This window comes from Nonomuraea sp. NPDC050227 (assembly GCF_044459705.1).
In the GTDB taxonomy this organism is placed as follows: Bacteria; Actinomycetota; Actinomycetes; order Streptosporangiales; family Streptosporangiaceae; genus Nonomuraea.
This window is the reverse complement of record NZ_JBITJF010000002.1, coordinates 25,356-50,083: the sequence shown is the minus strand read 5'-3', so window position 1 is coordinate 50,083 and position 24,728 is coordinate 25,356. Positions and strand designations below refer to the sequence as shown.

Annotated in this window: 24 protein-coding genes; 12 read left to right on the top strand and 12 right to left on the bottom strand. The window is 72.2% G+C overall.

From position 1 onward, the window contains the following. Positions 1-56: 56 nt before the first annotated feature. The 3 genes from ACIBK9_RS07440 to ACIBK9_RS07430 all read right to left on the bottom strand — a co-directional run bounded on the left by ACIBK9_RS07440 (position 57) and on the right by ACIBK9_RS07430 (position 2,941). A complete protein-coding gene (locus ACIBK9_RS07440; protein WP_397156005.1) occupies positions 57-1,304 on the bottom strand; it encodes an MFS transporter in 1,248 nt (415 codons plus the stop codon). Beyond that, positions 1,301-2,392 (bottom strand): PLP-dependent cysteine synthase family protein, encoded by a 1,092-nt coding sequence (locus ACIBK9_RS07435; RefSeq protein ID WP_358301516.1) that lies wholly within the window; start codon positions 2,390-2,392, stop codon positions 1,301-1,303. The genes ACIBK9_RS07440 and ACIBK9_RS07435 overlap by 4 nt, the downstream gene beginning before the upstream one ends. A 90-nt stretch (positions 2,393-2,482) precedes the next feature. After that, positions 2,483-2,941, bottom strand: a complete 459-nt coding sequence (locus tag ACIBK9_RS07430) for a hypothetical protein (RefSeq protein ID WP_397156003.1) — start codon at positions 2,939-2,941, stop codon at positions 2,483-2,485. Positions 2,942-3,188: 247 nt separating this feature from the next. Between ACIBK9_RS07430 and ACIBK9_RS07425 the strand changes: the two genes are divergently transcribed. The 5 genes from ACIBK9_RS07425 to atpE all read left to right on the top strand — a co-directional run bounded on the left by ACIBK9_RS07425 (position 3,189) and on the right by atpE (position 8,005). Continuing rightward, on the top strand, positions 3,189-4,466 hold the full coding sequence (locus ACIBK9_RS07425; protein ID WP_397156001.1) for an aminotransferase class V-fold PLP-dependent enzyme: 1,278 nt from the start codon (positions 3,189-3,191) through the stop codon (positions 4,464-4,466). Positions 4,467-4,533: 67 nt separating this feature from the next. Beyond that, the gene (locus ACIBK9_RS07420; protein WP_387669719.1) at positions 4,534-4,923 is read left to right on the top strand and encodes an ArsR/SmtB family transcription factor; all 390 of its coding nucleotides are present in this window, start codon (positions 4,534-4,536) and stop codon (positions 4,921-4,923) included. After that, on the top strand, positions 4,923-5,840 hold the full coding sequence (locus tag ACIBK9_RS07415; RefSeq protein ID WP_397155999.1) for a cation diffusion facilitator family transporter: 918 nt from the start codon (positions 4,923-4,925) through the stop codon (positions 5,838-5,840). The genes ACIBK9_RS07420 and ACIBK9_RS07415 overlap by 1 nt, the downstream gene beginning before the upstream one ends. A gap of 153 nt (positions 5,841-5,993) precedes the next feature. Then, a complete protein-coding gene (locus tag ACIBK9_RS07410) occupies positions 5,994-7,565 on the top strand; it encodes a M28 family metallopeptidase (protein ID WP_397155997.1) in 1,572 nt (523 codons plus the stop codon). Positions 7,566-7,771: 206 nt separating this feature from the next. Further along, positions 7,772-8,005 (top strand): ATP synthase F0 subunit C, encoded by a 234-nt coding sequence (gene atpE, locus ACIBK9_RS07405; protein WP_352329951.1) that lies wholly within the window; start codon positions 7,772-7,774, stop codon positions 8,003-8,005. Positions 8,006-8,151: 146 nt separating this feature from the next. Here the strand turns inward: atpE and ACIBK9_RS07400 are convergent, their stop codons facing one another. Beyond that, complete coding sequence (locus ACIBK9_RS07400) at positions 8,152-9,360, bottom strand: acyl-CoA dehydrogenase family protein (RefSeq protein WP_358292788.1); 1,209 nt, start codon at positions 9,358-9,360, stop codon at positions 8,152-8,154. Between the two features lie 120 nt (positions 9,361-9,480). Here ACIBK9_RS07400 and ACIBK9_RS07395 point away from each other — a divergent pair, with 120 nt between their 5' ends. Then, positions 9,481-10,803, top strand: a complete 1,323-nt coding sequence (locus tag ACIBK9_RS07395) for an MlaD family protein (RefSeq protein WP_397155994.1) — start codon at positions 9,481-9,483, stop codon at positions 10,801-10,803. Between the two features lie 76 nt (positions 10,804-10,879). Here ACIBK9_RS07395 and ACIBK9_RS07390 read toward each other — a convergent pair whose 3' ends face one another. Continuing rightward, positions 10,880-12,082 (bottom strand): MFS transporter, encoded by a 1,203-nt coding sequence (locus ACIBK9_RS07390; protein ID WP_397155992.1) that lies wholly within the window; start codon positions 12,080-12,082, stop codon positions 10,880-10,882. A gap of 87 nt (positions 12,083-12,169) precedes the next feature. Between ACIBK9_RS07390 and ACIBK9_RS07385 the strand changes: the two genes are divergently transcribed. After that, positions 12,170-12,742, top strand: a complete 573-nt coding sequence (locus ACIBK9_RS07385) for a TetR/AcrR family transcriptional regulator (RefSeq protein WP_397155990.1) — start codon at positions 12,170-12,172, stop codon at positions 12,740-12,742. Positions 12,743-12,980: 238 nt separating this feature from the next. Here the strand turns inward: ACIBK9_RS07385 and ACIBK9_RS07380 are convergent, their stop codons facing one another. Beyond that, a complete protein-coding gene (locus ACIBK9_RS07380) occupies positions 12,981-13,925 on the bottom strand; it encodes a glucosyl-3-phosphoglycerate synthase (protein ID WP_397155988.1) in 945 nt (314 codons plus the stop codon). A gap of 34 nt (positions 13,926-13,959) precedes the next feature. After that, the gene (locus ACIBK9_RS07375) at positions 13,960-15,432 is read right to left on the bottom strand and encodes a helix-turn-helix domain-containing protein (protein ID WP_352351541.1); all 1,473 of its coding nucleotides are present in this window, start codon (positions 15,430-15,432) and stop codon (positions 13,960-13,962) included. 267 nt (positions 15,433-15,699) lie between these two features. On the opposite strand from ACIBK9_RS07375, the gene aceA reads away from it, so the two are divergent. Then, the gene (aceA, locus tag ACIBK9_RS07370; RefSeq protein ID WP_352351543.1) at positions 15,700-16,986 is read left to right on the top strand and encodes an isocitrate lyase; all 1,287 of its coding nucleotides are present in this window, start codon (positions 15,700-15,702) and stop codon (positions 16,984-16,986) included. Positions 16,987-17,140: 154 nt separating this feature from the next. Here aceA and ACIBK9_RS07365 read toward each other — a convergent pair whose 3' ends face one another. The 4 genes from ACIBK9_RS07365 to ACIBK9_RS07350 all read right to left on the bottom strand — a co-directional run bounded on the left by ACIBK9_RS07365 (position 17,141) and on the right by ACIBK9_RS07350 (position 21,316). Next, positions 17,141-17,494 carry a hypothetical protein gene (locus tag ACIBK9_RS07365; protein ID WP_352351545.1) on the bottom strand — a complete coding sequence of 118 codons (354 nt, stop codon included), beginning with the start codon at positions 17,492-17,494 and terminating at the stop codon, positions 17,141-17,143. 73 nt (positions 17,495-17,567) lie between these two features. Further along, positions 17,568-19,136 carry a serine/threonine-protein kinase gene (locus ACIBK9_RS07360; RefSeq protein ID WP_397155985.1) on the bottom strand — a complete coding sequence of 523 codons (1,569 nt, stop codon included), beginning with the start codon at positions 19,134-19,136 and terminating at the stop codon, positions 17,568-17,570. A gap of 220 nt (positions 19,137-19,356) precedes the next feature. Then, the gene (locus tag ACIBK9_RS07355; RefSeq protein ID WP_397155983.1) at positions 19,357-20,193 is read right to left on the bottom strand and encodes a siderophore-interacting protein; all 837 of its coding nucleotides are present in this window, start codon (positions 20,191-20,193) and stop codon (positions 19,357-19,359) included. Positions 20,194-20,341: 148 nt separating this feature from the next. After that, positions 20,342-21,316 (bottom strand): alpha/beta hydrolase, encoded by a 975-nt coding sequence (locus ACIBK9_RS07350; protein ID WP_397155981.1) that lies wholly within the window; start codon positions 21,314-21,316, stop codon positions 20,342-20,344. A gap of 103 nt (positions 21,317-21,419) precedes the next feature. Between ACIBK9_RS07350 and ACIBK9_RS07345 the strand changes: the two genes are divergently transcribed. From ACIBK9_RS07345 to ACIBK9_RS07330, 4 genes are all read left to right on the top strand, one after another. After that, on the top strand, positions 21,420-21,830 hold the full coding sequence (locus ACIBK9_RS07345) for a hypothetical protein (RefSeq protein ID WP_397155979.1): 411 nt from the start codon (positions 21,420-21,422) through the stop codon (positions 21,828-21,830). 189 nt (positions 21,831-22,019) lie between these two features. Next, positions 22,020-22,715 (top strand): ABC transporter permease, encoded by a 696-nt coding sequence (locus ACIBK9_RS07340; RefSeq protein ID WP_397155977.1) that lies wholly within the window; start codon positions 22,020-22,022, stop codon positions 22,713-22,715. Continuing rightward, positions 22,708-23,496, top strand: a complete 789-nt coding sequence (locus ACIBK9_RS07335; protein ID WP_397155975.1) for an ABC transporter permease — start codon at positions 22,708-22,710, stop codon at positions 23,494-23,496. Before ACIBK9_RS07340 ends, ACIBK9_RS07335 begins: the two co-directional genes overlap by 8 nt. A 2-nt stretch (positions 23,497-23,498) precedes the next feature. Further along, on the top strand, positions 23,499-24,242 hold the full coding sequence (locus ACIBK9_RS07330; RefSeq protein WP_397155973.1) for an ATP-binding cassette domain-containing protein: 744 nt from the start codon (positions 23,499-23,501) through the stop codon (positions 24,240-24,242). On the opposite strand, the gene ACIBK9_RS07325 is transcribed toward ACIBK9_RS07330, so the two are convergent. Beyond that, positions 24,236-24,727, bottom strand: coding sequence for a hypothetical protein (locus tag ACIBK9_RS07325; RefSeq protein ID WP_397155971.1), 492 nt, complete (start codon positions 24,725-24,727; stop codon positions 24,236-24,238). The two genes, ACIBK9_RS07330 and ACIBK9_RS07325, sit on opposite strands and share 7 nt — an antisense overlap. Position 24,728 lies beyond the last annotated feature (1 nt).

Genomic DNA, 24,728 nt, shown 5'->3' with positions numbered 1-24,728 from the left:
TCACGGGCACTCCAGGTCCCGATGCGACCCCAGCCCCTGGCCGGGTCGCGGGCGGTCTAGGTGGCCATGGCCGCCGGCAGGCGCGGCCGGAGGGCCCTGCGGTGTTCCAGGCGGGCCACCGCCAGGGCCGAGACCAGCCCCGCGAAGGTGAGTGACAACCAGGGCAGGCCCGCCCAGCCCGCGTCGGCGGCGACGTCCAGCAGCGCGCCCGACAGCAGGTTCCCGGCCAGGATCCCCGCGCCGGAGGCCAGGTTGTACAGGCCGTAGTAGGTGCCGACCAGCTCCTCGCCCGCCATGTCGGCGATGGTGGCCATCTCGAACGGGAAGGCCACCAGCGTCCCGGCGCCGAGCAGCAGCGCGCACAGCAGCGCGGCCGTCAGCGTCGCCGCCCGCGGCAGGTGGAGCTGCGCGGCGGCGACCATGGGCAGGAAGGCCGTCCCCATGAGGGCCAGCCCGCGGGTGATCGCCTGGCCGCGGCTCCACCGTTCGCCGCACCAGGCGGTCAGGCGCACCTGCCCGGCGATGCCGAGCAGCGCCGACACCGCGTACAGGGCGGTCACCGCCCACTGGCCGCCGCCGGCCCGCTGCACCTCCAGCGGCAGGGCGAGGTACATCTGGTACGACAGCGCGTACGAAGCGATCATCGACGCCGCGAACGAGACGAACGCGCGGTCACCGAACGCCTGCCGCCACGCCCGCAGCACCGGCTGCCGCGCCCGCCCCGGCTCCCGGGGCCGCGCGGGCAGGTAGAACCCCTGCAACACGGTCAGGACGGCGAAGATCCCCGCCGCCCCCAGGCACACCGCGGTGAACCCGCCCGCCAGGAGCAGCACCCCGAGCAGCGGCCCGAGCAGGATGCCGCCCTGGTAGAACACGTTGAACACGGCGAAGGCCGCCACCTTGCGCGGCCCCGCCGCGGCGGCCAGGTACGCGCGGGCGGCCGGGTTGAACAGCGCACCGGCCAGCCCCGTGATCACCGCGGCCGTCACCAGCAGCGGCAGCGACGTGGTGAGCCCGAACAGCGCGAACCCCACGGTACGCAGGGCGCACCCCGCCATGATCATGGGCTTGTGCCCGAACCGGTCGGCCAGCGTGCCGCCGATCAGGAACATGCCCTGCTGGCTGGCGTTGCGCAGGCCGAGGATGAGCCCGATCGTCCAGGCGGCGAGCCCCGCGCCGGCCGACAGGTGCTGGGCGAGGTAGGGCATCAGCATGTAGAAGGCGATGTTGATGCCCGCCTGGTTGATCTGCAGCAGCCGGATCGGCCGGTCGAAGGAGCGGAACTGCGCCAGCGTGGCCCTCATCGCCGGCCCGCCAGCGGGTCGCGGACGGCGGCACAGCGGGTCCAGCGGCGCACCTCGCGCTCGGCGGGGTCGTCCAGCTCGTCGGGCGCGTCGGCCGGGGTGACGCCGAGCAGGCCGTGGGCGCGGCAGTAGCCGTCGTCGAACACGGTGTTCCAGTAGCGCCAGGGCCCGTCGGGGAAGACGGCGACGACGCAGCCGCCCGGCCCGGCCCGTCCGGCCAGCCAGCGCGCCACCAGGCTGACGGCTCCGGTGCTCCAGCCGCCGGAGACGTAGTGCTGGGCCGCCAGGGTGCGGCAGGCCCACACCGCCTCGGCGGCGCTCACCCAGTGGACCTCGTCGAAAGCGTCGTAGGCGACGTTGGCGGGGTGGATGCTGGAGCCCAGGCCGCGCATCAGGCGGTGGCGGTCGGGCTGCCCGAAGATGGTCGAGCCGACGGTGTCGACGCCGACCAGCCGCAGCCGGGGCAGGTGGCGGCGCAGCTCGCGGGTGATGCCCGCGCTGTGCCCGCCGGTGCCGACCGAGCAGACCAGCGTGTCGATGTGCGGCAGCTGGGACAGCAGCTCGCGGGCCAGCCCGGCGTAGGCGGCCACGTTGTCCGGGTTGCCGTACTGGTCGGGGCAGTACGAGCCGGGCAGCTCGGCCAGCAGCTCCTCGACCCGGTCGCGGCGGGCCCGCTGCCAGCCGCCGGTGGGATGCGGCTCCGGCACGATCTCCAGCCGTACGCCGTGGCAGGCCAGCAGCCGCTGCATGAGCGGTTCCATGCCGGGGTCGGCGACCAGGACGACCGGATGGCCGAAGGTGATGCCGGCCAGGGCCAGCCCGAGGCCGAGGGTGCCGCTGGTGGACTCGACGATCGTCGCGCCGGGGGCCAGCTCGCCCCGGGCGCGGGCCTGCCGGACCATGTGCAGGGCGGGCCGGTCCTTGATGCCGCCCGGGTTGAAGCCCTCCAGCTTGGCCCAGAAGCCGCCGCCGTCCGCGACGAACGGCGCGGCGACGAACGCCAGCGGTGTGTTTCCGACGGTGACGCAAATACCCGAATTTCCGATGGCGGGCAGAATGTCAGGGCGCGGCAAAGTGTCGTACGACATTGGTTGTTATCCCCGAGATGAACGGCGTCCGCGCGGCACGGAAGACGCCGCGGGCGCGGTGGAAAAGGACGACGGCGAAAGACGCGCGTCCTATATGCGCATCACGCGGAGATTTTCGCGGCCTGAAACGGCCTGTCGCGAGGCGGCCCGCGGCGCGGGTCGTACGGGCCCGGACACGACGGCCGCGGGCCCGGCGGCGAGCACGGGGACGGCGGCCACGGGCGGCGCGGCGGCGGCGGTGGCCGCGCACTCCTGCTCGGTGCCGTGCAGGTGGCCCGGCGGCAGCTCGCCGTGCAGGCACCCGGCGTCGCGCACCGGCATCCGCCCGGACAACCAGCTGACGTGCCGATGCACGTCGAGGTGGGCGCTCTGGACGGACGGCGCGGGGCCGCCCTGGGCCCGCTCGGACAGCTCGACGGCCGCGCACGCGCCGCCGTGCGCGAACACGACGGTGATCAGCAGGGCGAGGGCCAGCATCGCGCGCGGCCACCACCGGCCGGCCCCCGAGGCGGGCGGGCGGAGCGCGCGGGCTGACCTGGACGTGAGCATCACCGCAGATCATGCCCGGCACGCGGCGCGGCGCGCCGGGAAAAGGCCAAGGCCGAGGTAAAGAAATTCCCGGCGCACGGGAATCGCCGCCGCCAACCGCTTCCAGATCTCCGGTTCGACGCCCTTGATTTCCCGCCGGATGGCGGGAACGACGGCGAGCCGTTTTCGCCGCGCGGCGGCATCTCCGCGACACTGGCATTCGCCGGCGCGGCCCCGATTCCGCGCCGCCCGACCTTGGGGGTGTCTCATGGCCCTGTCCAGACGCGCGGTCATCGCCGGGGCCGGCGCGCTGGCCGCGCTCCCCCAGGCGCTCCCGCAGGCCGCCGCCGCCGACGCCACGAGCCTGGCCCGGGACGAACGCTTCTGGGCGGGTGTGGCCGGGCAGTTCCGGGTCAGCGGCGACTTCGTCAACCTGGAGAACGGCTACTACGGGATCATGCCGGAGCCGGTCCGGCGCGCCTACCACCGCAACGTCGACGTCCTCAACGCCCGCAACTCCCACCTGCTGCGCACGGCGTACAAGGCCAGGGCCGACGAGGTGCGCGACCGGATCGCCGCGCTGCTGGGCGTCACCCGCGCGGAGATCGCGCTCACCCGGGGCGGCACCGAGGCGCTGCAGAACCTCATCTCCGGCTACCGGCGGCTGCGGCCCGGCGACGCCGTGCTCTACGCCGACCTGGACTACCCCGCCGCCCAGCACACCATGAACTGGCTGGCCGGGCGGCGCGCGGCCACGGTCGCCCGGTTCGTCCTCCCCGAGCCCGCCACCCGGCAGGCGGCGCTGGACGCCTACGAGCGGGCGCTGCGGACCACCCCGAGGGCCCGGCTGCTCCTGCTGTCGCACATGAACAACCGCACCGGCCTGGTGCTGCCGGTCCGGGAGATCGTCGCGATGGCCCGCGAGCGCGGCGTGGACGTCGTCGTGGACGCCGCCCACTCCTGGGGGCAGCTCGACTTCACCCTGCCCGCCCTCGACGCCGACTTCGCCGCGTTCTCGCTGCACAAGTGGATCGGCGCGCCCCTCGGCACCGGGTTCCTCTACATCCGCCGGGACCGGCTGGCCGACATCGAGCCCGTCTTCGGCGACGAGAGCTTCCCGGCCGGCGACATCCGCTCGCGGGTCCACTCGGGCACCATGGACGTCGCCGCGCCCCTCACGGTCCCCGACGCGCTCGACTTCCACCTGCGGCTCGGCGCGGCCGTCAAGCAGGCCAGGCTGCGGCACCTGCGCGACCGCTGGGTGAGCCAGGTCCGCGACCTGCCGGGCCTGCAGATCCTCACCCCGGACGAGCCCGGCATGTACGGCGCGATCACCGCCTTCCGCATCGCCGGCCGCACCTCCACGGCCGACAACGAGGCCGTCGCCGCCACCCTGCTGGACGCCTACGGCCTCTACACGGTCGCCCGCACGGGCATGGCCGGTGGCGACGCGGTCCGGGTCACCCCGGCGCTGTTCACCTCGGCGGCGCAGGTGGACCGGCTGGCGGCGGCGCTGCGGCGGCTGACCCCGCGGCTGCGGGCCTGAGACAGGTTGACAGATCACCGACATGTCCCGCTAAGTTAGACATGTGAACAGTTCTTCAGATGAGCACGTGTTGGCCGTGGACGGCTGCGCGGTCAAGGTGGTCGACGCCGACCGCGTCGCGGCCGTGCACGAGCGCATGCCCGCCGCCGCGGACCTGGCCGACACGGCCGACGTCTTCGGCCTGCTGTCCGACCCCAACCGGCTGAAGCTGCTGGTCGCCCTGCTGGACGGCGAGCTGTGCGTGTGCGACCTGGCGGCGGTGACCGGGCAGAGCGAGTCGGCGGTCTCCCACGCGCTGCGCCTGCTGCGCGCCCATCGCATCGTGGCCGCCCGCCGCTCGGGGCGGATGGCGTACTACCGGCTGGAGGATCCGCACGTACGGATGCTGCTCGACCTGGCGCTGGCCCACACCGAGCACACCGAGGCCATCCACCCCGAACGCGAAGGGACGTCGTGATGGGCGCCGGACACGGGCACGGACACGGACAGGCCCAGGGGCACGCCGGGGCCCGGCACCGCTGGCGGCTGGCGGTCTCGTTCGTCCTGATCGGCGCGTTCTTCCTGGTCGAGCTGGGCTACGGCCTCTTCTCGGGGTCGCTGGCCCTGATGTCGGACGCCGGGCACATGGCCGCCGACGTCGTCACGCTCGGCGCGGCGCTGGTCGCCACCAGGATCGCCGCTCGCCCCGACACCACCGGCCGGCGCAGCTACGGCTCCTACCGGGCCGAGGTGTTCGCCTCACTGCTGGCCGTCGTGCTGATGCTCGGCGTCGCCCTGTACGTCGTGATCGAGGCGATCGGCCGCATCGGCGGGAACGCCGAGGTCTCCTCCGGCCCGATGCTCGTCGTCGGCGCCATCGGCCTCGTGGTGAACCTCGTGGCCCTGCTCCTGCTGCGCTCGGGCGCGAGCGAGAGCCTCAACGTCAAGGGCGCCTACCTGGAGGTCGTGGCCGACACCGCCGGCTCGGTCGGCGTCATCGTGGCCGGCTGGCTGGTGGCCGCCACCGGGCAGGCGTTCTGGGACACCGTCGTCGCGCTGGCCATCGGGGTGTTCGTGGCCGTCCGCGCGATCTCGCTCGGCCGGCAGGTGTTCGCGGTGCTCGGGCAGCACGTGCCCGAGGGCATCGACGCCGCCGCCGTGGCGGCCGACCTGGCCGCCATCGACGGCGTGCACAACGTGCACGACCTGCACCTGTGGACGCTCACCTCCGGCATGAACGTGGCCACCGCGCACCTGGTCACCGCCGAGCCGGGCGACAACCACGCCGTCCTTGACCGGGCCCGCGACGTGCTGCGGCAGCGCCACCACATCGCGCACGCCACGTTGCAGGTGGAGCCGGTCGACCACCAGGGCTGCGACGAACTGGGGTGGTAGCGGGCGGCGCACCGGCCCTGCCGTCCCCACGATGCACTTGTCCAACATTGGACGACTCAAATTCTTCCCATGGGTGGATTTGTCGGCTTATGTATTCTCCTGGGCCGCTGAATCGGGAAAGACACCTGTTTCATCTCAGTTCGAGGAGCTCGTATGCGCATCACCCTGCGCAGAGGCGCCTTCCGCGTCCTTGCGACGGCCGCGGCACTGTCCCTGCCTCTGGCTCTCCTTCCGACCGCGGCGCAGGCGGACCCCACGCCCGCCCCGGCCGAGAAGAAGCTGATCGACTCGGTCACCGCGCCGGCGGTGAAGAAACACCTTCAGGCGTTACAGAGCATCGCCGACGCCAACAACGGCAACCGCGCCGCCGGCACCAGCGGCCACCTGGCCTCGCGCGACTACGTCGCGGCCAAGCTCAAGAAGGCCGGTTACAACGTCACCCTCCAGCCGTTCGACATCGCCTACTTCCAGGAGAAGTCCACGGCGCTGATGGAGCGCGTCTCCCCCAGCCCGCGCGTCTTCACCCCGACCCCGCCCGACGGCTCCTCCGTCGGCGAGTTCGCCACCATGACGTACTCCGGGTCCGGCGAGGTCACCGCGTCGCTGCAGAACGTGGACCTCGTCCTGCCGCCCGGCCCGACGCCGAGCACGTCCAACTCCGGGTGCGAGGCGGCCGACTTCGCCGGGTTCACGCCGGGCAACATCGCGCTGCTGCAGCGCGGGACCTGCGACTTCGTGGTCAAGGCGAACAACGCCAAGGCCGCGGGGGCCGTGGCGGTGATCGTCTTCAACGAGGGCCAGCCGGGCCGCACCGCGACCCTGCGCGGGAACCTCGGCACGCCCGTCACCATCCCCGTGCTGGGCACCAGCTTCGACGTCGGCCAGGAGCTGGCCACGACCGGCGGCGGGATCCACATCAAGACCGACACCGTCAGCGAGATGCGCACCACCTACAACGTCATCGCCGACTCCAAGTGGGGCGACCCGAACAAGGTGGTCATGTCCGGCGCCCACCTCGACTCCGTCCCGGCCGGGCCCGGCATCAACGACGACGGCTCCGGCACCGCCGCCACGCTCGCCGTCGCCGAGGCCCTGGGCAAGATCCCGACCCGCAACCGGCTGCGCTTCGCCTGGTGGAGCGCCGAGGAGCTGGGCCTGCTCGGCTCGATCCACTACGTGGAGACCCTGCCCGCGGCCGAGCTGTCCAAGATCAAGCTCTTCCTCGACTACGACATGCTCGGCTCCACCAACTACGCCTTCAAGATCTACGACGGCGACGACTCCGACGGCGTCGGCGCCCCCGCGGGCCCGCCCGGCTCCGACGAGATCGAGAAGCTCTACGAGAAGTACTTCGACCTGCTGCACCAGGGACACAACGGCACCGACTTCGACGGCCGCTCCGACTACGGCCCGTTCATCGAGGCCGGCATCCCCTCCGGCGGCGTGTTCACCGGCGCCGAGGGCATCAAGACGCCCGAGGAGGCCGCGATCTTCGGCGGCACCGCCGGACAGCCCTACGACCCCTGCTACCACCAGGCCTGCGACACCATCGCCAACATCAACGACAAGGCGCTCGCGCTGAACACCGGCGCGGTCGCCACGGCGGCCGTCGTCTACGCCTACAGCCGCGACCTGCCCGGCCCCGACGCCGCCCGGCCGGCCGCCAAGGCCCGGATCGCCACAAGCACCCTCAAGGCGACCGTCGAAGGCAGGGAGACCCGCTGACTCCGGCCCTTCCGTGCGCCCGCGCCGGGCGCACGGAAGGATCCGCTCACGCGTTCTACATGTAGATCGATTTGTCCAGTACGCTGATCAACGAGCATTTTGCGGAGAAATTGGAGAAACGCCATATTTTCTTTCTCGCGTCCCCGGGTTGGAATGCAAGCAGACCAGCGATTCACTGCTTCACCGGACGCCAGAAAGGCGGCGCAATGCACGTACTCGCTCAAGTCTCCGGCAACATCACCGCCATCGGTTACGGCCTGGCCGCGATCGGCCCCGGCGTGGGCGTCGGCATCATCTTCGGCCAGGGCGTGCAGGCCATCGCCCGCCAGCCCGAGGCGTATCCGCTGATCCGCCAGAACATCCTGCTCGGTTTCGTCCTCACCGAGGCGCTGGCCCTGATCGGGCTGGTGGCGCCGTTCATCTTCCAGTTCCTCAAGTAATCGCCGCGCTCCGCGACGCGAATGGCGAATTCGAGCTGAAGATGGGTGGCGATGACCGCCCCGGAGTCACGCCACCCCCACGACCATTCCTCCGCGGACGTTCCTCCGCGGACGTTCCTCAGCCGACGTTCCTCAGCGGACGTTCCTCAGCGCACGGGCAGGCCGGTTACCGCGCGGCCGATGATGAGCCGTTGAATCTCGCTCGTGCCCTCGAAAATCGTGTAGATCTTGGCGTCACGGTGGAAACGTTCCACCGGGTGTTCCCGGGTGTAGCCGGCGCCGCCGAGGATCTGGATCGCCTGTTCGGTCACCCACACCGCCGTCTCGCCCGCCACCAGCTTCGACATCGAGCCCTCGGCCTGCTCGAACGGCCTGCCGTTGCGGGCCATCCAGGCGGCGCGCCAGGTCAGCAGGCGGGCCACGTCGACGCGGGTCGCCATGTCGGCGAGCAGGAACGCGATCGCCTGGTTGTCGCCGATCCTGCGGCCGAACTGCTCGCGTTCGCGGGCGTAGTCCCTGGCGTACTCGAAGCCCGCGCGGGCGATGCCGACGGCCATCGCGGCGACCGACGGGCGGGTGGTCTCGAACGTGCGCATCGCGGCCTGCTCGCCGGCGCGTTCGCCGTTGCGGACCCTGGCCAGGCGGGCGTCCAGCTTCTCCTTGCCGCCCAGCAGGCACGAGCCCGGCACGCGCACGTCCTCAAGGATCACCTCGGCGGTGTGCGAGGCGCGGATGCCGTGCTTGCGGAACTTCTGCCCCATCGACAGGCCCGGCGTGCCGGGCGGGACGACGAAACTGGCCTGCCCGCGGGTGCCCAGGGACGGGTCCACCGAGGCGACGACCACGTGCACGTCGGCGATGCCGCCGTTCGTGGCCCAGGTCTTGACGCCGTTCAGCACCCAGTCGCCGTTGTCGTGCACGGCGCGGGTGCGGATGGCGCCGATGTCGGAGCCGGCATCGGGCTCGGAGGCGCAGAAGGCGCCCAGCTTGACGTCGTTCTCCGTGCCGAACATCTGCGGCAGCCACTCCCCCAGTTGCTCCGGGGTGCCGTTCGCGGACAGCGCGGCGGCGGCCAGGCCGGTGCCGACGATGGACAGGCCGATGCCGGCGTCCCCCCAGAAGATCTCCTCGAACGCCACCGGCAGGGCCAGGCCGCTCTGCTCGAACCATTGGGTGGCGAAGAAGTCCAGCGAGTACAGGCCGATCTTGGCCGCCTCCTGGATCACGGGCCAAGGGGTCTGCTCGCGTTCGTCCCATTCGGCGCCCGCGGGGCGGATCACGTCGCGGGCGAACGCGTGGACCCAGTCACGCACCTCGATCACGTCGTCACTGAGCTCCGGACAGAACCCGGTCATCGTGTCCACTCCCTGGCCGTTCCATTGTTACCGTCGGTAACACCCTACCGGCGAGTAGGGCCCGGCCGGAAGGTGCGACGGCCCGGCGACTCACGGTAATGTTCTGGTCACCGTACGCCCATGTTCGATCGAGGAAGGCCGATGGACCGCCGGCTCGCCGCACTTCTCGCCGTCCTCGCGCTGGGGGCGGCGTATCTGCTGCTCAGGCCGGTCGCGGGCGTCCGTGCCGTCGCCTACTTCGACGCCGCCGTGGGGCTGTATCCGGGGTCCGACGTGCGGGTCCTCGGGGTGCGGGTCGGGCGGGTCACCGCGGTCAGCCCGGCGGGCGCGCAGGTCCGGGTGGAGCTGGCGCTCGACGCCGGGCGCAAGGTCCCGGCCGCCGCGCAGGCGGTCATCGTCGCGCGGTCGCTGATCGCCGACCGGTTCGTGCAGCTCACGCCGCCGTACCGGGGCGGGCCCGTGCTCCAGGACGACGGCACGCTGGGCCGGACCCGCTCGCCGGTCGAGATCGACGAGGCGTTACGCGGCTACGACCAGCTCACCGCGGCCCTCGCCCCACCGGTCTCGCCCGAGCCCGATTCGCCTCAGACCGGTTCTCCACGGCCCGGCTCCGCTCGGTCCGATTCCCCCCGGTCCGATTCCCCCCGGTCCGACACCCCTCAGCCCGACTCCCCGCGGCCCGGTTTCCCACGGCCCAACTCCCCGCGGCCCGGTTCGCCTCGGCCGGGGGCGGATGGTGTGGCGGCGGAGGAGCGTGGGGCGCTGGCGCGGTTGTTGCGGGTCTCGGCGGGCACGTTCGGCGGGCAGGGCGAGACGGTGGGGGCCACCGTGCGGGGCCTGTCCGACGCGGCCTCCGTGCTGGCCGGCGACGGCGACGACCTGGCTCAGACCGTCCGCGACCTGGCCACGATCACCGGGGCGATGGCCCGCGACGACGCGCGGATCCGGGCGTTCATGAAGGACCTGGCCGGCGTGTCGGCGCAGCTCGACGGCGAGCGCCAGGAACTGCGCGCGGTGCTGGGCCAGCTGTCCTCCACGCTCACGCAGGTCGCCGACTTCGTCGAGGACAACAGGGGTGAGATCGCCGCCAACACCCGCGATCTCGCCCACCTCACCACCCTGCTGGTACGTCAGCGCGCGTCCATCGGCACGTTCCTCGACACCGCGCCGCTCGCCCTGAACAACGCGAACAACGCCTACGACCCCGTGAGCGCGACGTTCCGGGCCCGGTTCAACCTCAACGGCCAGACCGACGACGTCGCGATGTGGTTGTGCTCGCTGGCCCATTCCATGGACGGCGGCTGCGAGTCGCTGCTCGGCGCGCTCAACCCCCTGGCGCGGGCGCTCAACGACACCGTGGCGATCGACACGTCGTGGCTGCTGCCCGATGTGCGGGTCGACCGCCCCGACCTGTCGCTCGGCGGGCTCGTCACGATCCGCTGACCGCCTCACGCAGACCGGCCCCCACCAGGCGCCGGGTCGGCGTCCAGTGGGGGCCTGGGGGACGGGTCGGGCCGGGTCAGCGGGCGATACGGGTGGAGCGATGGGCGGAGGCGAGGACGGCCAGGGCGGCCACGCCCATGCCGATCGCCAGGCCGTACACCAGCGGGGTGAACCCGCCGAAGGCCGCCGCGAGCTGCGGGCCGACGCTGCCGCCGACGGCGAGCGCGAAGGAGAACAGCGCGAGCGCCGTGCCGCGGGCCGGTCCGGCCTGGGCGGAGATGGCCTCGTTCATGCTGGGCAGGCCGCCGGTGATGGCGGCGACGTAGACGGCCAGCAGGAGCACCAGGCCGAGGGCGCCGGCCCCGCTGAACGCGACGGCCGCCAGGGCGAGCGCGCCCACGGCCAGGAACGCCGCGGCCCTGGCCGTGGTGGGGATCCGGGCCAGCCACGGCATGAGCACCGGCATCAGCACGATCGAGGGCAGCCCGGAGGCGCGCAACGTGAGCAGGTCGGCGGCGGACGTGCCGCCGTAGATCTGCAACCCGGTGTAGACGGCGACGAACCCGGCCATCAGCATGACCGTCGCCAGGTAGCGCAGCGCGAGCACCCGGTCGAACAGCAGGCCGGGCACCGCGCGGTAGGCCGACAGCAGCGACCCCGCCGCCTCGCGCGGCAGGTCGGGCAGCATGACGGCGCGCAGGCCGAGCCCGGCGAGGGCGAAGCCGGCGGCCGACAGCAGGAACAGCCCCCGCCAGCCGATCGTCTCGACCAGCACCTGTGCGGCGACCTGCAACAACACGGCCGAGGCCAGGAAAGCGCCGGTCACCGCGGCGATGGCGATCACACGGCGCCGCGGCTCAAGCCGTTCGGCCAGGTAGGCCATGCCGGCGGGCGGGAACATCGCCACGGCCACCCCCTGCAGGGCACGCAACACCAGGGCCACCTCGACGTTCGGGCTCAACGCCACCAACGCGCTGGTCAACGCGGCAAGCGGCAGACCGGCCATCAGCAGGCGGCGGCGGCCGTACCGGTCGGAAAGGGGGCCGAACACCAGGAACCCGATGCCGTAGCCGGCGCCGAACGCGGTGACCAGCCAGGTCAGGCCGCCGGGTGAGGCGTGCCAGCCGGTCGCCATGTCGTGCAGCAGGGGGATCACGATGTACAACTGGCCGCTGCACAGGACCGCGGTGAGGGTGAACGCCAACAGGGTGCGGCCGAAGCGGGCGTAATCGGTACGGACTGCCGGAGCGGCCGCCGTACGGGAAAGCGTGAGTGCCATGGGAGAGGACGGTAGCCAACCAACCAGTTGGACGTCAACTAGTTAGTTGGTTTTCAACCAACTAGTTGTTGGTGGCAGAATGGTGGCATGTCACCCAAGGTCTCGACCGCCGCCACCCGGGCCGCCCTGCTCGAAGCCGCCCGCGAGGAGTTCGCCGCGTACGGCGTGGCGGGGGCGCGCGTGGATCGCATCGCGGAGCGTGCCGGCGTCAACAAAGAGCGCATCTACGGGCATTTCGGCAACAAGGAGAAGTTGTTCGACGCCGTCATCAACGAGGCGCTCGACGACCTGACGTCGCAGATCGCCCTGCCCGGCGCCGACCCCGTCGACTACGTGGCCCGGCTGACCGACTACTACCGGCGCCATCCCGACCTGGTCCGGCTGCTCATGTGGGAGGCGCTCAACTACCGCGGCCAGGAGCTGCTGCCCGGCCAGGAGGCCAGGGTCGAGCGGTGCGCGCGCAAGGCGGCCTCGCTGGCCGAGGGGCGCGGCGAGCAGCCGTCTAAGGCGACGGCGCGCACGCTGTTCATGCTGACCGGGCTCGCGCTGTTCCCGTCGATGATGCCGCAGCTCGGGCGCATCATGCTGGGCGACGACGCCGACGACCACGACGCCATCCGCGACCAGATCAGCGCCTTCGTGACAGCGGCCCTCAAATAGCGCCTCACGGGACGCCCGCACGCTGACGCCGCAGGCCGGCGACGCAATCCTCACGAAGGCACGCCAAGCGCGACGCAGCCCGCAGAGAGGTGGGCCAAGGGCACGGCACCGTCCCGATGAGGGGCGACCGCTGTGGCGCATCATTCCGAAGGCAGGCCAGGGGCGGCTGAGCCGGCCGCGTCGGCGGGCCGAGGCGGCGGGAGGCGTTACGGAGGCACCGCCGTGCGCGGCGGGAGCCTCACGGAGGTGGTGGGGTGGGGCGGGGCAGGGTGAGCATCGGGGGGCGTTCGCCGATGGCGATCTGGCGGGTCAGGACGTCGTGGCCGCCCTCGCACCGCCGGAACTGGGCCAGCTCCACCCCCGGCGCATGACGGGCCTCGATCTTCCCCTGGCGCCGCAGCCGCGACCACGCGGCCAGCATGATCTGGGCCGCCATCCCCCCGAGCGCCTCCGTCGACTGCGGGGCGTGCTCGCGCGAGCCCAGGTCCACCTGGGCCAGGCCGTCCAGCCCGGCCAGGTCCAGCAGGTCGATGAGCAGGCCGAGCTCCACCCCGTACCCGGTCAGGAACGGCACGCGTTCCAGGGCCGAGCGGCGGCCGGCGTACTCCCCGGCGAGGGGTTGCACGAAACCGGCCAGTTCGGGCCAGTGCAGGTTGATCAGCGGGCGGGCGACCAGCTCGGTGACGCGGCCGCCGCCGTTGGGCGCGCCGTTCAGCGGACGGTCGTAGCAGCCCTTGGCGTAGGCCACGGTGGGATCGGTGAGCAGCGGCCCGAGCACCCCGGCGACCAGCGAGGCGCGGAAGTGCCTGATGTCGGCGTCGGCGAAGGCCACCACGTCGCCGGAGGTGACCGCCAGCGACTTCCACAGGGCCTCGCCCTTGCCCTCCAGCGGTGCGAGCTCGGGCAGGATGTCGCGCTGGGCGTGCACGGCGGCCCCGGCCCGCGCCGCCACGCGGGCGGTGTCGTCGGCCGAGCACGAGTCGATGACGACGAGCTCGTCCACCAGGCCGTCCAGCTCCCGCCGGATCACCTGGACGATCTCCCCCACGGTCTCCCGTTCGTCGCGGGCCGGCAGGACCACGCTCACCGTGGTGCCCCCCTTGGCCGCCACGAGGTCGCGCAGCGGCCAGTCCGCGGCGCACGACGTTCGGCGATGCCACCATTTCCGCACATCAGGCAGCATGTGCGACACCTCCCCCGTTCCCCCGCTTGTCAGCTTATGCGAGGGTCGCGTGACGCTCCAGGAAGGTATAGACGTCCGCCTCGTCCACGCCCGGGAACGACCCGGGCGGCAGGGCGGCCAGGATGTGCGAATTGGCCCGCGCGGACGGCCAGGCGTAGCCCTCCCAGCGTTCGGCCAGCTCAGCGGGCGGACGGCGGCAGCAGTCGCCGTTGGGGCAGCTGGATTTGGTGCGGTTGGTGGTCTCCCGGCCCCGGAACCACCGCGACTCCCGGTACGGCACCCCCAGCGTGATCGCGAAGTCCCGTTCCCGCGAGGGATCGACGTGCGCGACGCAGAAATAGGTGCCGGTGGGCGAGTCGGAATACTGGTAGAACACCGAGAACCGGTCGGGCGAGGCGAACACCTGTCGCCCCGACCACTGCAGGCACATCCGTTGCCCCTCGATGGCCCCCTGCTCGTCGGCGGGGAAGACGATGCCGTCGTTCTCGTACGCCTTGTAGATGGTGCCACCGGCGTCGTTGCGCACGAAGTGACAGACGAGGCCCAGGTGGTGGGTGGCCAGGTTGGTGAAGCGGTGGGCGGCCATCTCGTAGGAGACGGCGAACACGTCCCGCAGGTCCTCCACCGACAGCGCCCGCGCCGCCTTGGCCTCCTGGAGGTAGGGGGCGGCGGCCCGTTCGGGCACGAGCACGGCGGCGGCGAAGTAGTTGGCCTCGGTGCGCTGGCGCAGGAAGTCGGCGAAGTCGCGCGGTTTGCCGTGGCCGAGCGCGAGGTGCCCGAGCGTCTGGAGCAGGATCGTGCGCGGGGTGTGCATGCCGAGCTGCTCGTGTTTGACGTAGATGCGCCGGTTACGCAGGTCGGTGATGGAACGCACCGAGCGCGGCAGGTCCTGGGCGGTGTGGACGGTGTAGCCGAAGTGCGTGACCAGGCCCTGGATCGTGCTCTGGGACAGGGCCCCGGTGCGGTAGCCGACGGCGTCGAGGGCCTCGGCCGCGGCCTTCTCGATGTCGGGGAAGTAGTTGCCCACCTCGCGCTGCCTGCGCCGCAGCTCGGCGTTGGCGGCCCTGGCCTCCTCGGGGGTGGCGGTGCCGCGGGCCTGCCGGGCGCGCAGCTCGCCGTACAGGCCGAGCAGGTGTTCCAGGACGTCGTTGGGCACGCGCGCGGACACCTTGAGCCGGGGCAGGCCGAGACCGGCGTAGATGGGGTCGCGCTGCGCCTCCTCCAGCGCGATCTCCAGCTGGGCGCGCCGGTTGGGCGGCTGACGGCGCAGCAGCTCCTCGACGGGGACGCCCAGCGCGGTCGCCAGGGACTTGAGCAGCGAGAGCTTGGGCTCGCGCTTGCCGTTCTCGAGCAGCGACAGCTGGCTGGGCGCCCTGCTGACGCGCGAGCCCAGGTCCGACAGGGTGAGGCCGCGCTGTTTGCGCAGGTGGCGCAGACGCTGGCCGAACGCGATCAGATCGAGCTCCTGCGTCAAAGACAGCGGTTCTTCGCCTAGCAGGGACGCCATACAGGCATCTTAGACAGAAATTCGGCCCATTTTCTAGCCTTTGGCCACCCAGGGCGCGTCGCGGCGGTACGCGAGAGCCGCGTGCGGTTCGGGATGAGGATTGGTCTAGGCCAACAGGAAAACTTGCGATTTCTTCTCATCTGAATACCCACGAGTAATGCACGTACCGGAAATTTTGACGCTTCTTCTCAGCTCTGGAGCCTATTGACCCGCGGCCTCCGGGCAGATCATCGACGTGAGCCCCAGGGGACGACAAAGGAGCGAACGATGAACGATCGCCTCAAGGGAGCTGCGGAGCAGCTGCAGGACAAGTGGGAGAACGACCCTCGCTGGGCGGGCGTCGAGCGCACGTACAGCGCGCAGGACGTGATCCGGTTGCGGGGAAGCGTCCAGGAGGAGCACACGCTGGCCCGGCTCGGCGCCGAGCGTCTGTGGGACCTGCTGCACACCGAGGACTACGTCAACGCCCTCGGCGCGCTGACCGGCAACCAGGCCGTCCAGCAGGTGAAGGCCGGGCTGAAGGCGATCTACCTGTCCGGCTGGCAGGTGGCCGCGGACGCCAACCTCGGCGGCCAGACCTACCCGGACCAGAGCCTCTACCCGGCCAACTCCGTGCCCGCCGTCGTGCGCCGCATCAACAACGCGCTGCTGCGCGCCGACCAGATCACCTGGTCGGAGGGCGTGCCGGACGCGCCGCACTGGCTGGCGCCGATCGTGGCGGACGCCGAGGCCGGGTTCGGCGGCGTGCTGAACGCGTTCGAGCTGATGAAGGGCATGATCGCGGCCGGCGCCGCGGGCGTGCACTGGGAGGACCAGCTCGCCTCCGAGAAGAAGTGCGGCCACCTGGGCGGCAAGGTGCTGATCCCGACCGGCCAGCACATCAAGACGCTCAACGCCGCGCGGCTGGCCGCCGACGTGTGCGGCGTCCCCTCACTGATCGTCGCGCGGACCGACGCACAGGCCGCGACGCTCCTGACCAGTGACGTGGACCCGCGCGACCAGGCCTTCACCACCGGCGAGCGCACCGCCGAGGGCTTCTACCGGGTGCGCAACGGCGTGGACTCCTGCATCGCCCGCGGCCTGGCCTACGCCCCCTACTCCGACCTGCTGTGGATGGAGACCGGCACGCCGGACCTGGACGTGGCCCGCGAGTTCGCCGAGGCGATCAAGGCCCGCTACCCGGACCAGATGCTCGCCTACAACTGCTCGCCGTCGTTCAACTGGAAGGCGCACCTGGACGACTCCACGATCGCCAAGTTCCAGCGCGAGCTGGGGCACATGGGATACAAGTTCCAGTTCATCACGCTGGCCGGGTTCCACTCGCTGAACTACTCGATGTTCGACCTCGCCCAGGGCTACGCCACCGACGGCATGACGGCGTACGTCGAGCTCCAGGAGGCCGAGTTCGCCGCCGAGTCGCGCGGATACACCGCGACCAGGCACCAGCGCGAGGTCGGCACCGGCTACTTCGACCTGGTCAGCACGGCCGTCGCGCCCGACTCCTCGACGACCGCGCTCAAGGGCTCCACCGAGGAGGAGCAGTTCCACCACTGATCTGCTGAGCTCGCCGGCCACCTCCAGGGCATGGGACGGTTCCCCGGCGAAGGGCCGCGCCGGCTCCCCCAGCCCGGCGCGGCCCATTTTTCTGCCTTTTCGATCCCAGCCCGGCGCGGCCCCCTTTTTCCTGTCCTCGATGCCCGTCATGTGATCAGCCGCCCTCCCGGGCCCACGACGGCAGGTCCTGCCGCTCGGTGATGTCGCGGACCAGCTGGGCGTGCGCGTCCTCGGCCTGCTGCCTGGTGGACCAGTGCAGGCTGAGCACCTCCTCGCCGCCCGTCCCCGGATCGGCGCCGGGCGGCGACAGGCGCACGGTCGACTCGAACAGCAGCGGCACCGTCCCCCCGTCGGCCTGGTCGAGCACCAGGTGCAGGGTGCGGATGCGGAACGTTCCCGCAGCGGTGCCGACGCGGTCGTCCCCGATCGTGCGCCGGGCGCGGTCGGCCAGCAGCTCCTGCGCCCGCGCCGGGCTGATGGGGTTGCCCTCGATGTCGTAGTAGCTCATGTACGGCCTCGCTCTCGGGTGCGGGAGGGGGACCACGCTTCCCCCGCTCACCTCGATCATGAGGCATGCGCGGTCAGGACGCTCCGGTGGCCGTCGGGGTGGCCGGGCCCGAGACGGTGGGGCCGGGCGACTCGCCGGGGCCGTCCTGGGGGATCGTGCTGATCGAGCCCGACGGCCGCGGGCAGTCGCGGCGGCCCCCGCCCCCGCGGCGGCGACCTGCCGGGCCGTCGCACGGACCGGGCTCCTCCCCGCCCGGATCACCCAGATCGCCCGGCCCGGACGTGCCGGACGGGCGGGCGGGACGGGACGGGCGGGACCGGCGGAAGTCGTCGGACCACCGGTCGGGTTCGGAGGTGAGGCTTGCGACGTGCCCGCCCGGCGTGCGGAGACGCGTGCCGGACACCGCGGGCGTGGCCGCGCTCGCCGCGCTCGCCGGGGGCGCCGCGCTCGCCGGGGGCGCCGCGTGGACGGACGGCCGGACGCCGTCGGGGGTCGCCGCAGGCCGATCGCTCGGGCGGGCGCTGTCCTGGGGCTGCACGACCGCGGTCTCGGGCAGCAGCGAGCCGCCGCCGAGGCTCAGGGCGTCCCCGCCGGAGGCCGCGATCACGGTGATCGCCGCGATCGAGACCGTGGCCAGCGCGGCGAAGCTGGCGTGCGACAGGTGCGCCCCGGCCTTCGCCCTGCTCCTGCGCCTGCTCCCGCGCTCGGACCCGGCCGGTTCCGCCGCCGATGTGACCGGCTCGCCCGCCCCGCCGCCCGCCGGACAGGGCACCTCCGCCCAGCTCCCGTCCAGCACGTCGGAGACCGCCCGGCGCAGGTCCCACGGATCGCCCACGCCCCCGGAGGCCAGCAGCGCCCGCAGCAGGCCGGCCGATCCGGGACGGGAAGCAGGATCCTTGGCCAGCGCCGCCTCCACGGCCGGGCGCAGCAGGACGGGCACGCCGTCCAGACGCGGCGGGTCGAACAGGATGCGCCGGGTCAGCACGTCCGCCTCGCCGCCGCCGAACGGGTGGTGCCCGCTCGCGGCGTAGGCCACCAGGCAGCCCCACGCGAACACGTCCGAGGCGGGCAGGGCGGGGCCGCCGGTCAGCCGCTCGGGCGCCACCCAGCCGGGACTGCCCATGACCTGGCCGGCCTGGGTGTGGGCGGCGAGGGTGTCCACGTCGCAGGCGATGCCGAAGTCGATGACCCGCGGCCCTCCGGGCGACAGCAGCACGTTGCCGGGCTTGAGGTCGCGGTGCACCAGACCGGCCTCGTGCACGGCGACGAGCGCGGCGGCCACGCCGAGTGCCACGCCGTAGGCGAGGTCGGGCGTGAGCGCTCCCCCGGCCTTGACCACCTGGGACAGCGCGGGCCCCGGGATGTACTCGGTGACCAGGTACGGACGGCCGTCCTCGACGCCGTCCTCGATGACGGCGGCGGTGCAGAAAGGCACCAATCTCCGCGAGAAAGCCACTTCCTCGGCGAAACGCGCCCGCAACGTGGCATCGTGGAGATGTACCGCGTGCGGCGTCTTGAGCGCGACCAGGCCGCCTTGCGGGTGTTCGGCCAGGTACACCACTCCCATCCCGCCCGTCCCCAGGCGGCCGAGGAGAAGGTACCGGCCGATGACGACCGGGTCGCCCACCGTAAGCGGTCGCACGCCAGGAGGCATGTCGCTCGCACCACGCGCCATCCGGGTCTCGCCTCTCCTGTGGGGGACACGGCAAGGCACACTGTGGCGGCATCCGGGGGCCCTTTCCGCATGTCTTGCGCAAGGGGTATCGAAGGTAAGGCGTTCGTGCCCGGAGGGTTAGTAAGTGCTGGGATGGAACGTTCTGAAGTGGCTTTCTGTGGTTGGCGGGCTTTCGTCCGGAAGAGGGTCAGGAGGCCAGGGCGCGGGCCTCGTCGGCCTCGACCTCGCGGTTCCAGTCGTTCTTGACCGCCCGCCAGCCCTCGTCGTCGACGCCGATGCGCCAGTAGCCGGAGATGGACAGCCGCTCCATCGGCACGCCCCGCTCCAGCCGCAGGTGGCGGCGGAGCTCCTTGACGAAACCGGCCTCGCCGTGGACGAACGCGTGCACGTCCCCCTCGGGGAACTCCAGCGCGCGCACCGCCTCCACCAGCGCCTGGCCGACGGGCCGCGCGCCCCGGTACAGCCAGGTGATCCGCGCGTCGGCGGCCGTGCCGAGCTTCAGCTCGTCCCCGGGGCCGTCCACCTCCAGCAGGACGTGGGCCAGGGCGCCGTCGGGCAGCGCCTCCAGGGAGGCGGCGATGGCCGGCAGCGCGCTCTCGTCGCCCACCAGCAGGTGCCAGGCGGCCTCGGGGTCGGGCGCGTAGCCGCCGCCGGGGCCCAGCATCAGCACGACGTCGCCGGGCTGGGCCGCGGCGGCCCACGGCCCGGCCAGGCCCTTGTGGCCGTGGTGGACGAAGTCGAGGGTCAGCTCAAGGGCGTCGGGGTCCCAGGCGCGCACGGTGTAGGTGCGCAGACGCGGCCAGAGCTCGCGCGGCATGGTCTCGCGCACGTGCTTGACGCTGAAGGGCTCGGGGTAGTCCACGCCCTCGTGCGGGAAGACGAGTTTCACGTAATGGTCGGTGAGGCCGCGGCAGGCGAAGTCACGCAGGCCGTCGCCGCCGACCACGATGCGGATCATGTGCGGGGAGAGCCGCTCGGTCCGCAGGACGACGCCCCGATGGTGGTCCGTGGGCTTGTCAGCCATCACTTCAGCCCCCATATGTTAGTTAGGTATACCTAACCTTACAGTGGGATTGACGCGCATGGCCACCGCAACGCCTCGACGCCGCCCTCCGCGCGCAACCCCAAACTGGGAAATATCAGCTCAAGCTACCCTGACGCAGCAGGCCCAGTCAGGCCGCCGCCGAATCCCCCCGCCGCGCCGCACGGGCCGCGACCGCCTCCAGGAACGCCGACATGTGCCGGAAGGCCAGCCGCGCCTCCGGCAGCACGTCGGCCAGGATGGGGAACGCGTGCGGCATGCGCCGCCACTCCTCGTACCGCACCGGCACCCCCGCCTCCCGGGCCCGCTCGGCCACCCGGCGGGCCTCGTCCCGCAGCACCTCCGTGGAGCCGGTGACGATCATCAGCGGCGGCAGGCCGGTGAAGTCGCCGTGCACCGGCGAGACGAGCGGGTCCCACGGATCGAGCCCGCAGGTCCAGTGGCGGGCCAGCCAGCGCACCCGGCCCGCCGGCAACATGGGGTCGTGCCAGCGGTTGGCGCGGCGCGGGATGTCGGTCAGGTCCGCCCACGGCGACAGGCAGATCGCCGCGGCGGGCGTCGGCAGGCCGCGGTCGCGCAGCGCCAGCAGGGTGGCCAGCGTCAGGTGCCCGCCCGCCGAGTCCCCGGCGATGACGATGTCCTCGGGCGCGTGCCCGTTGCGCATCAGGCATTCGTAGGCGTCCAGCGCGTCGGCCAGGGAGTCGGCCAGCGGGTGCACCGGCCCCTGCCGGTAGTCCAGCGCGAGCACCGGCCGCCGGGCCACGGCCGACAGCCGCCAGGTGATGGGCCGGTGGGTACGCGGCGAGCACGAGAAGTAGCCGCCGCCGTGGAAGTAGAGCACCGCCTTGCGCTCGTCCACCCGGCCGGCGCGGACCCACTCGCCGCCGCAGTCCGGCCCCTCGGCGGGCGCGACGACGGCGTGCTCGGGAAGGCGCACCGGCATCAGCTGCGCCAGCTCGCCCAGGCGGGCCGCGCCGATCAGGGCCAGCGGATGACGCATCAGCACCGAGGAGGCGGGCTTCAGGGTGCCCCACATGACCGAGGTCAGGGCCCTGGCCTGCCAGCTCAAGGGGTAGTCGGGTGCCACGTCCTTGTTGATGCGCATGACGGTCCTCCACCCCTTTTCTTCCCGGAACGCCAGGGCTCTACCGGCCAGTAAGGATCTCGTCCCTGACGCGAATATTCCGGCCTTGTGCGACTCTGGGGATATGGCGGGATATTCGGGGACTCCGCTCCCCCGCAAGCTCGGCATCAAGCCGGGACACCAGGTCCTGGCCCTCGCCGCCCCCGCCGGCCTCGACCTCGGCGAACCCGCCGCCACCGTGCACCGCGAGCAGGACCCGGCCGCCGGCGCACGTTCCGCGTACGACGTCGTCCTGCTCTTCTGCCCCGACGCCGCCACCCTGCACCGCGTGTTCCCCCCGGCCAAGGCCGCGCTGGCCAGGAACGGCGGCCTGTGGATCTGCCGGATCAAACCCGCCTCCGGCATCCCCACCGACCTGTCGGACCGCCTCGTCCGCGACTTCGGCCTGGCCGCCGGGCTGGTCGACAACAAGGTCGCGGCCATCGACGAGACCTGGTCGGGCCTGCGCTTCGTTTATCGCGTTGCGGACCGCTGACCCACCGGCGGATAATTCCAGGCTTCCGCCAAGGCAGACCCGTGCCCGACCCCCGACACGGCGCGTGACCGTGTCCTCACTCTCGGGAGGTGAGCCACCATTCCCCTCTACGCCCGCCTCGTCCGGTACGGCTTCCGCAAACACGCCGTCTACGTCTGGGCCGCGCTCGCCGGCGCGTTCACCAACAGCGTGTTCGGCGTCCTGCGCGCCTACGTCCTCATCGCCCTGTGGCAGGCCCGCCCCGGCCTGGCCGGCTACGACGTCACCGACGCCGTCACCTACTGCTTCGTCACCCAGGCCCTCATCGGCCCGATGATGCTGTTCGGCGGCGGCCTGGCCATCCCCGAGCGCATCCGCAGCGGCGACATCGCGCTCGACCTCGTCCGCCCCGCCTCGCTCCAGCTCTGGTCGCTGGCCGAGGACCTGGGCCGGGCCGCGTACCTGCTGCTGGTGCGCAGCCTCCCGCCGCTGCTGCTCGGCGCGGCCCTGTTCGGCATCACCACCCCCGCCTCCCCGGCCGGATGGGCGGCGGCCCTGACCGGCTTCCTCGTCGGCGTGCTCATCAGCTTCGGCTGGCGCTACCTCGTCGCACTGTCGGTCTGCTGGCTCGCCGACGACCGCGGCGTGGCCGTCGTGTCCCTGGTCCTGACGACGTTCTTCAGCGGCATGATGCTCCCCCTCCACCTGTTCCCCGGCCCGCTGGGCGAGGTGGTCAGAGCCCTGCCGTGGGCCTCCATGGTCCAGGCGCCCGCCGACCTCTACCTCGGCAAGGCCCCCGTCGGGCAGACGCTCGCCCTCCAGGCGCTCTGGGCGGCGACGCTGTTCGCCCTCGGCCTGCTGGCCACCCGCGCCGTCCGCCACAAGGTGGTGATCCAGGGTGGTTAGGACGTACTTCCTGCTGGCCTGGACCTGGACCCGCGCCGCGGCCGCCTACCGCCTCTCCTTCGCCCTGATGGTCGTGTTCGGCCTGGTCACGGGGGCGATCGACGTCGCGGCCATCCTCGTCGTCTTCGCCAACACCACCACCCTGGCCGGCTTCACCCGCGAGGAGGTGCTGTTCCTGTACGGCGCCTCCGCCGTCTCCTTCACCGTCTGCGACACCTTCGTCAGCAACCTCGACCGCATCAGCCAGCACATCAAGGCCGGCACGCTCGACACGATCCTCATCCGCCCGGCCGCCGCGTGGATCCAGATCGCCGCCGACCGCTTCGCGCCCACCAGGATCGGCCGCGTCGTCCAGGCCGTGGCCGTGCTGGCCTATGCCGTCGCCGCGCTCGGCCTCGACTGGCGGCGGGCCTGGATGATCCCCGTCATGATCGTCACCGGCGTCGTCATCTTCACCGCGCTCTGGACGCTCGCCGGCGCGCTGCAGTTCGCGCTGACCGACGCCCCGGAGGTGGTCAACACCTTCACCTACGGCACCCACCAGCTCAGCCAGTACCCCCTCAGCATCTACGCCCGCGACCTGGTCCGCGGCGTCACGTACGCGCTGCCCCTGGCCTTCGTCAACTGGCAGTCCGGCCTCTACGTCCTGGGCCGGGACGACCCGTTCGGCACGCCCGGGTTCATGCGCTTCCTCGGACCGGCCGCCGCGCTGGTCCTCGCCCTGGCCGCCGCGGCGGCCTGGCGGCAGGGCATCAGGCACTACCGATCGACGGGGAGTTAACGATGATCGAGCTGCGCGAAGCGGGACGCTCGTTCAAGGTCAGGCGCACTGTCGTGCACGCCGTACGCGATCTGTCGTTCAGCGTGCCGGCCGGCGAGTTCGTCGGCTACCTCGGGCCCAACGGCGCGGGCAAGTCCACCACGATCAAGATGTTGTGCGGCATCCTCACCCCCACCACCGGCTCGGTGCGGGTGGCCGGGCTCGACCCCTCGCGCCGGCGCACCACGCTCGCCCGGCGCATCGGCGTGGTGTTCGGCCAGCGGACGACCCTGTGGTGGGACCTGCCGCTCAAGGACAGCTTCGAACTGGTCCGACACCTTTACAAAGTAGATCGTGGAACCTTCCGGGTCCGGCTGGCCGAGCTGACCGAGACCCTCGACCTCGGCTCCTTCCTGCGCACCCCGGTGCGTCAGCTCAGCCTGGGGCAGCGCATGCGCGGCGACCTGGCCGCGGCGCTGCTGCACGCGCCCGACGTGCTGGTGCTGGACGAGCCGACCATCGGCCTCGACGTGGTCAGCAAGGCCAGCATCCGCGGCTTCCTGAAGCGGCAGAACGCCGAACGCGGCACGACCGTGCTACTGACCACGCACGACCTCGGCGACATCGAGCGCCTGTGCCGCCGGATCATGCTGATCGACCACGGCCGGCTGGCCTTCGACGGGACGCTCGCCGAGCTCATGGCCACGGCGCCGGAGCAGGCCACCATCGAGGACGTGGTGACCAGGCTCTACACCGGCACTCAGTAGTAGCCGCCCTCCTGCGTGGTCTCGTAGTCGTCGTCGTCGAGGTCGTCGTGCGGGCGCGACCAGCGGGAGGGCATCAGCACGGGGATGAACAGGACCACGCCCAGCAGGGCCAGCACGCCCGTGGTGAGCAGGGTCCTGTCGCCCGCGCCGGCGTCCAGGACGATCTGGTGGACCGACGCCTGGTCGGGGATGAGGGACAGCGCCCTGCCGGTGTCGAGGGCGTAGACGACGGTCCAGGCCAGCAGCACCATCGAGGGCACGAACGTGGCCAGCGGCGAGATCCGGCCGGCCACGACGAGGCCGACGACCAGCCCGACCGCGGCCATGGCGCCGAGGGCGATCCACATCTTCTGGTTGTCGGGCGGCGGCGGGGTGATCGCCGCGCTGGCGAGGGCCTGCTGCACGGCCCATCCGCCACCCCCGAGGACGGCCGCCGTGACCACGACGCCGATGAGCAAACCTGCTAAGTGCCGCAACGTTCTCACC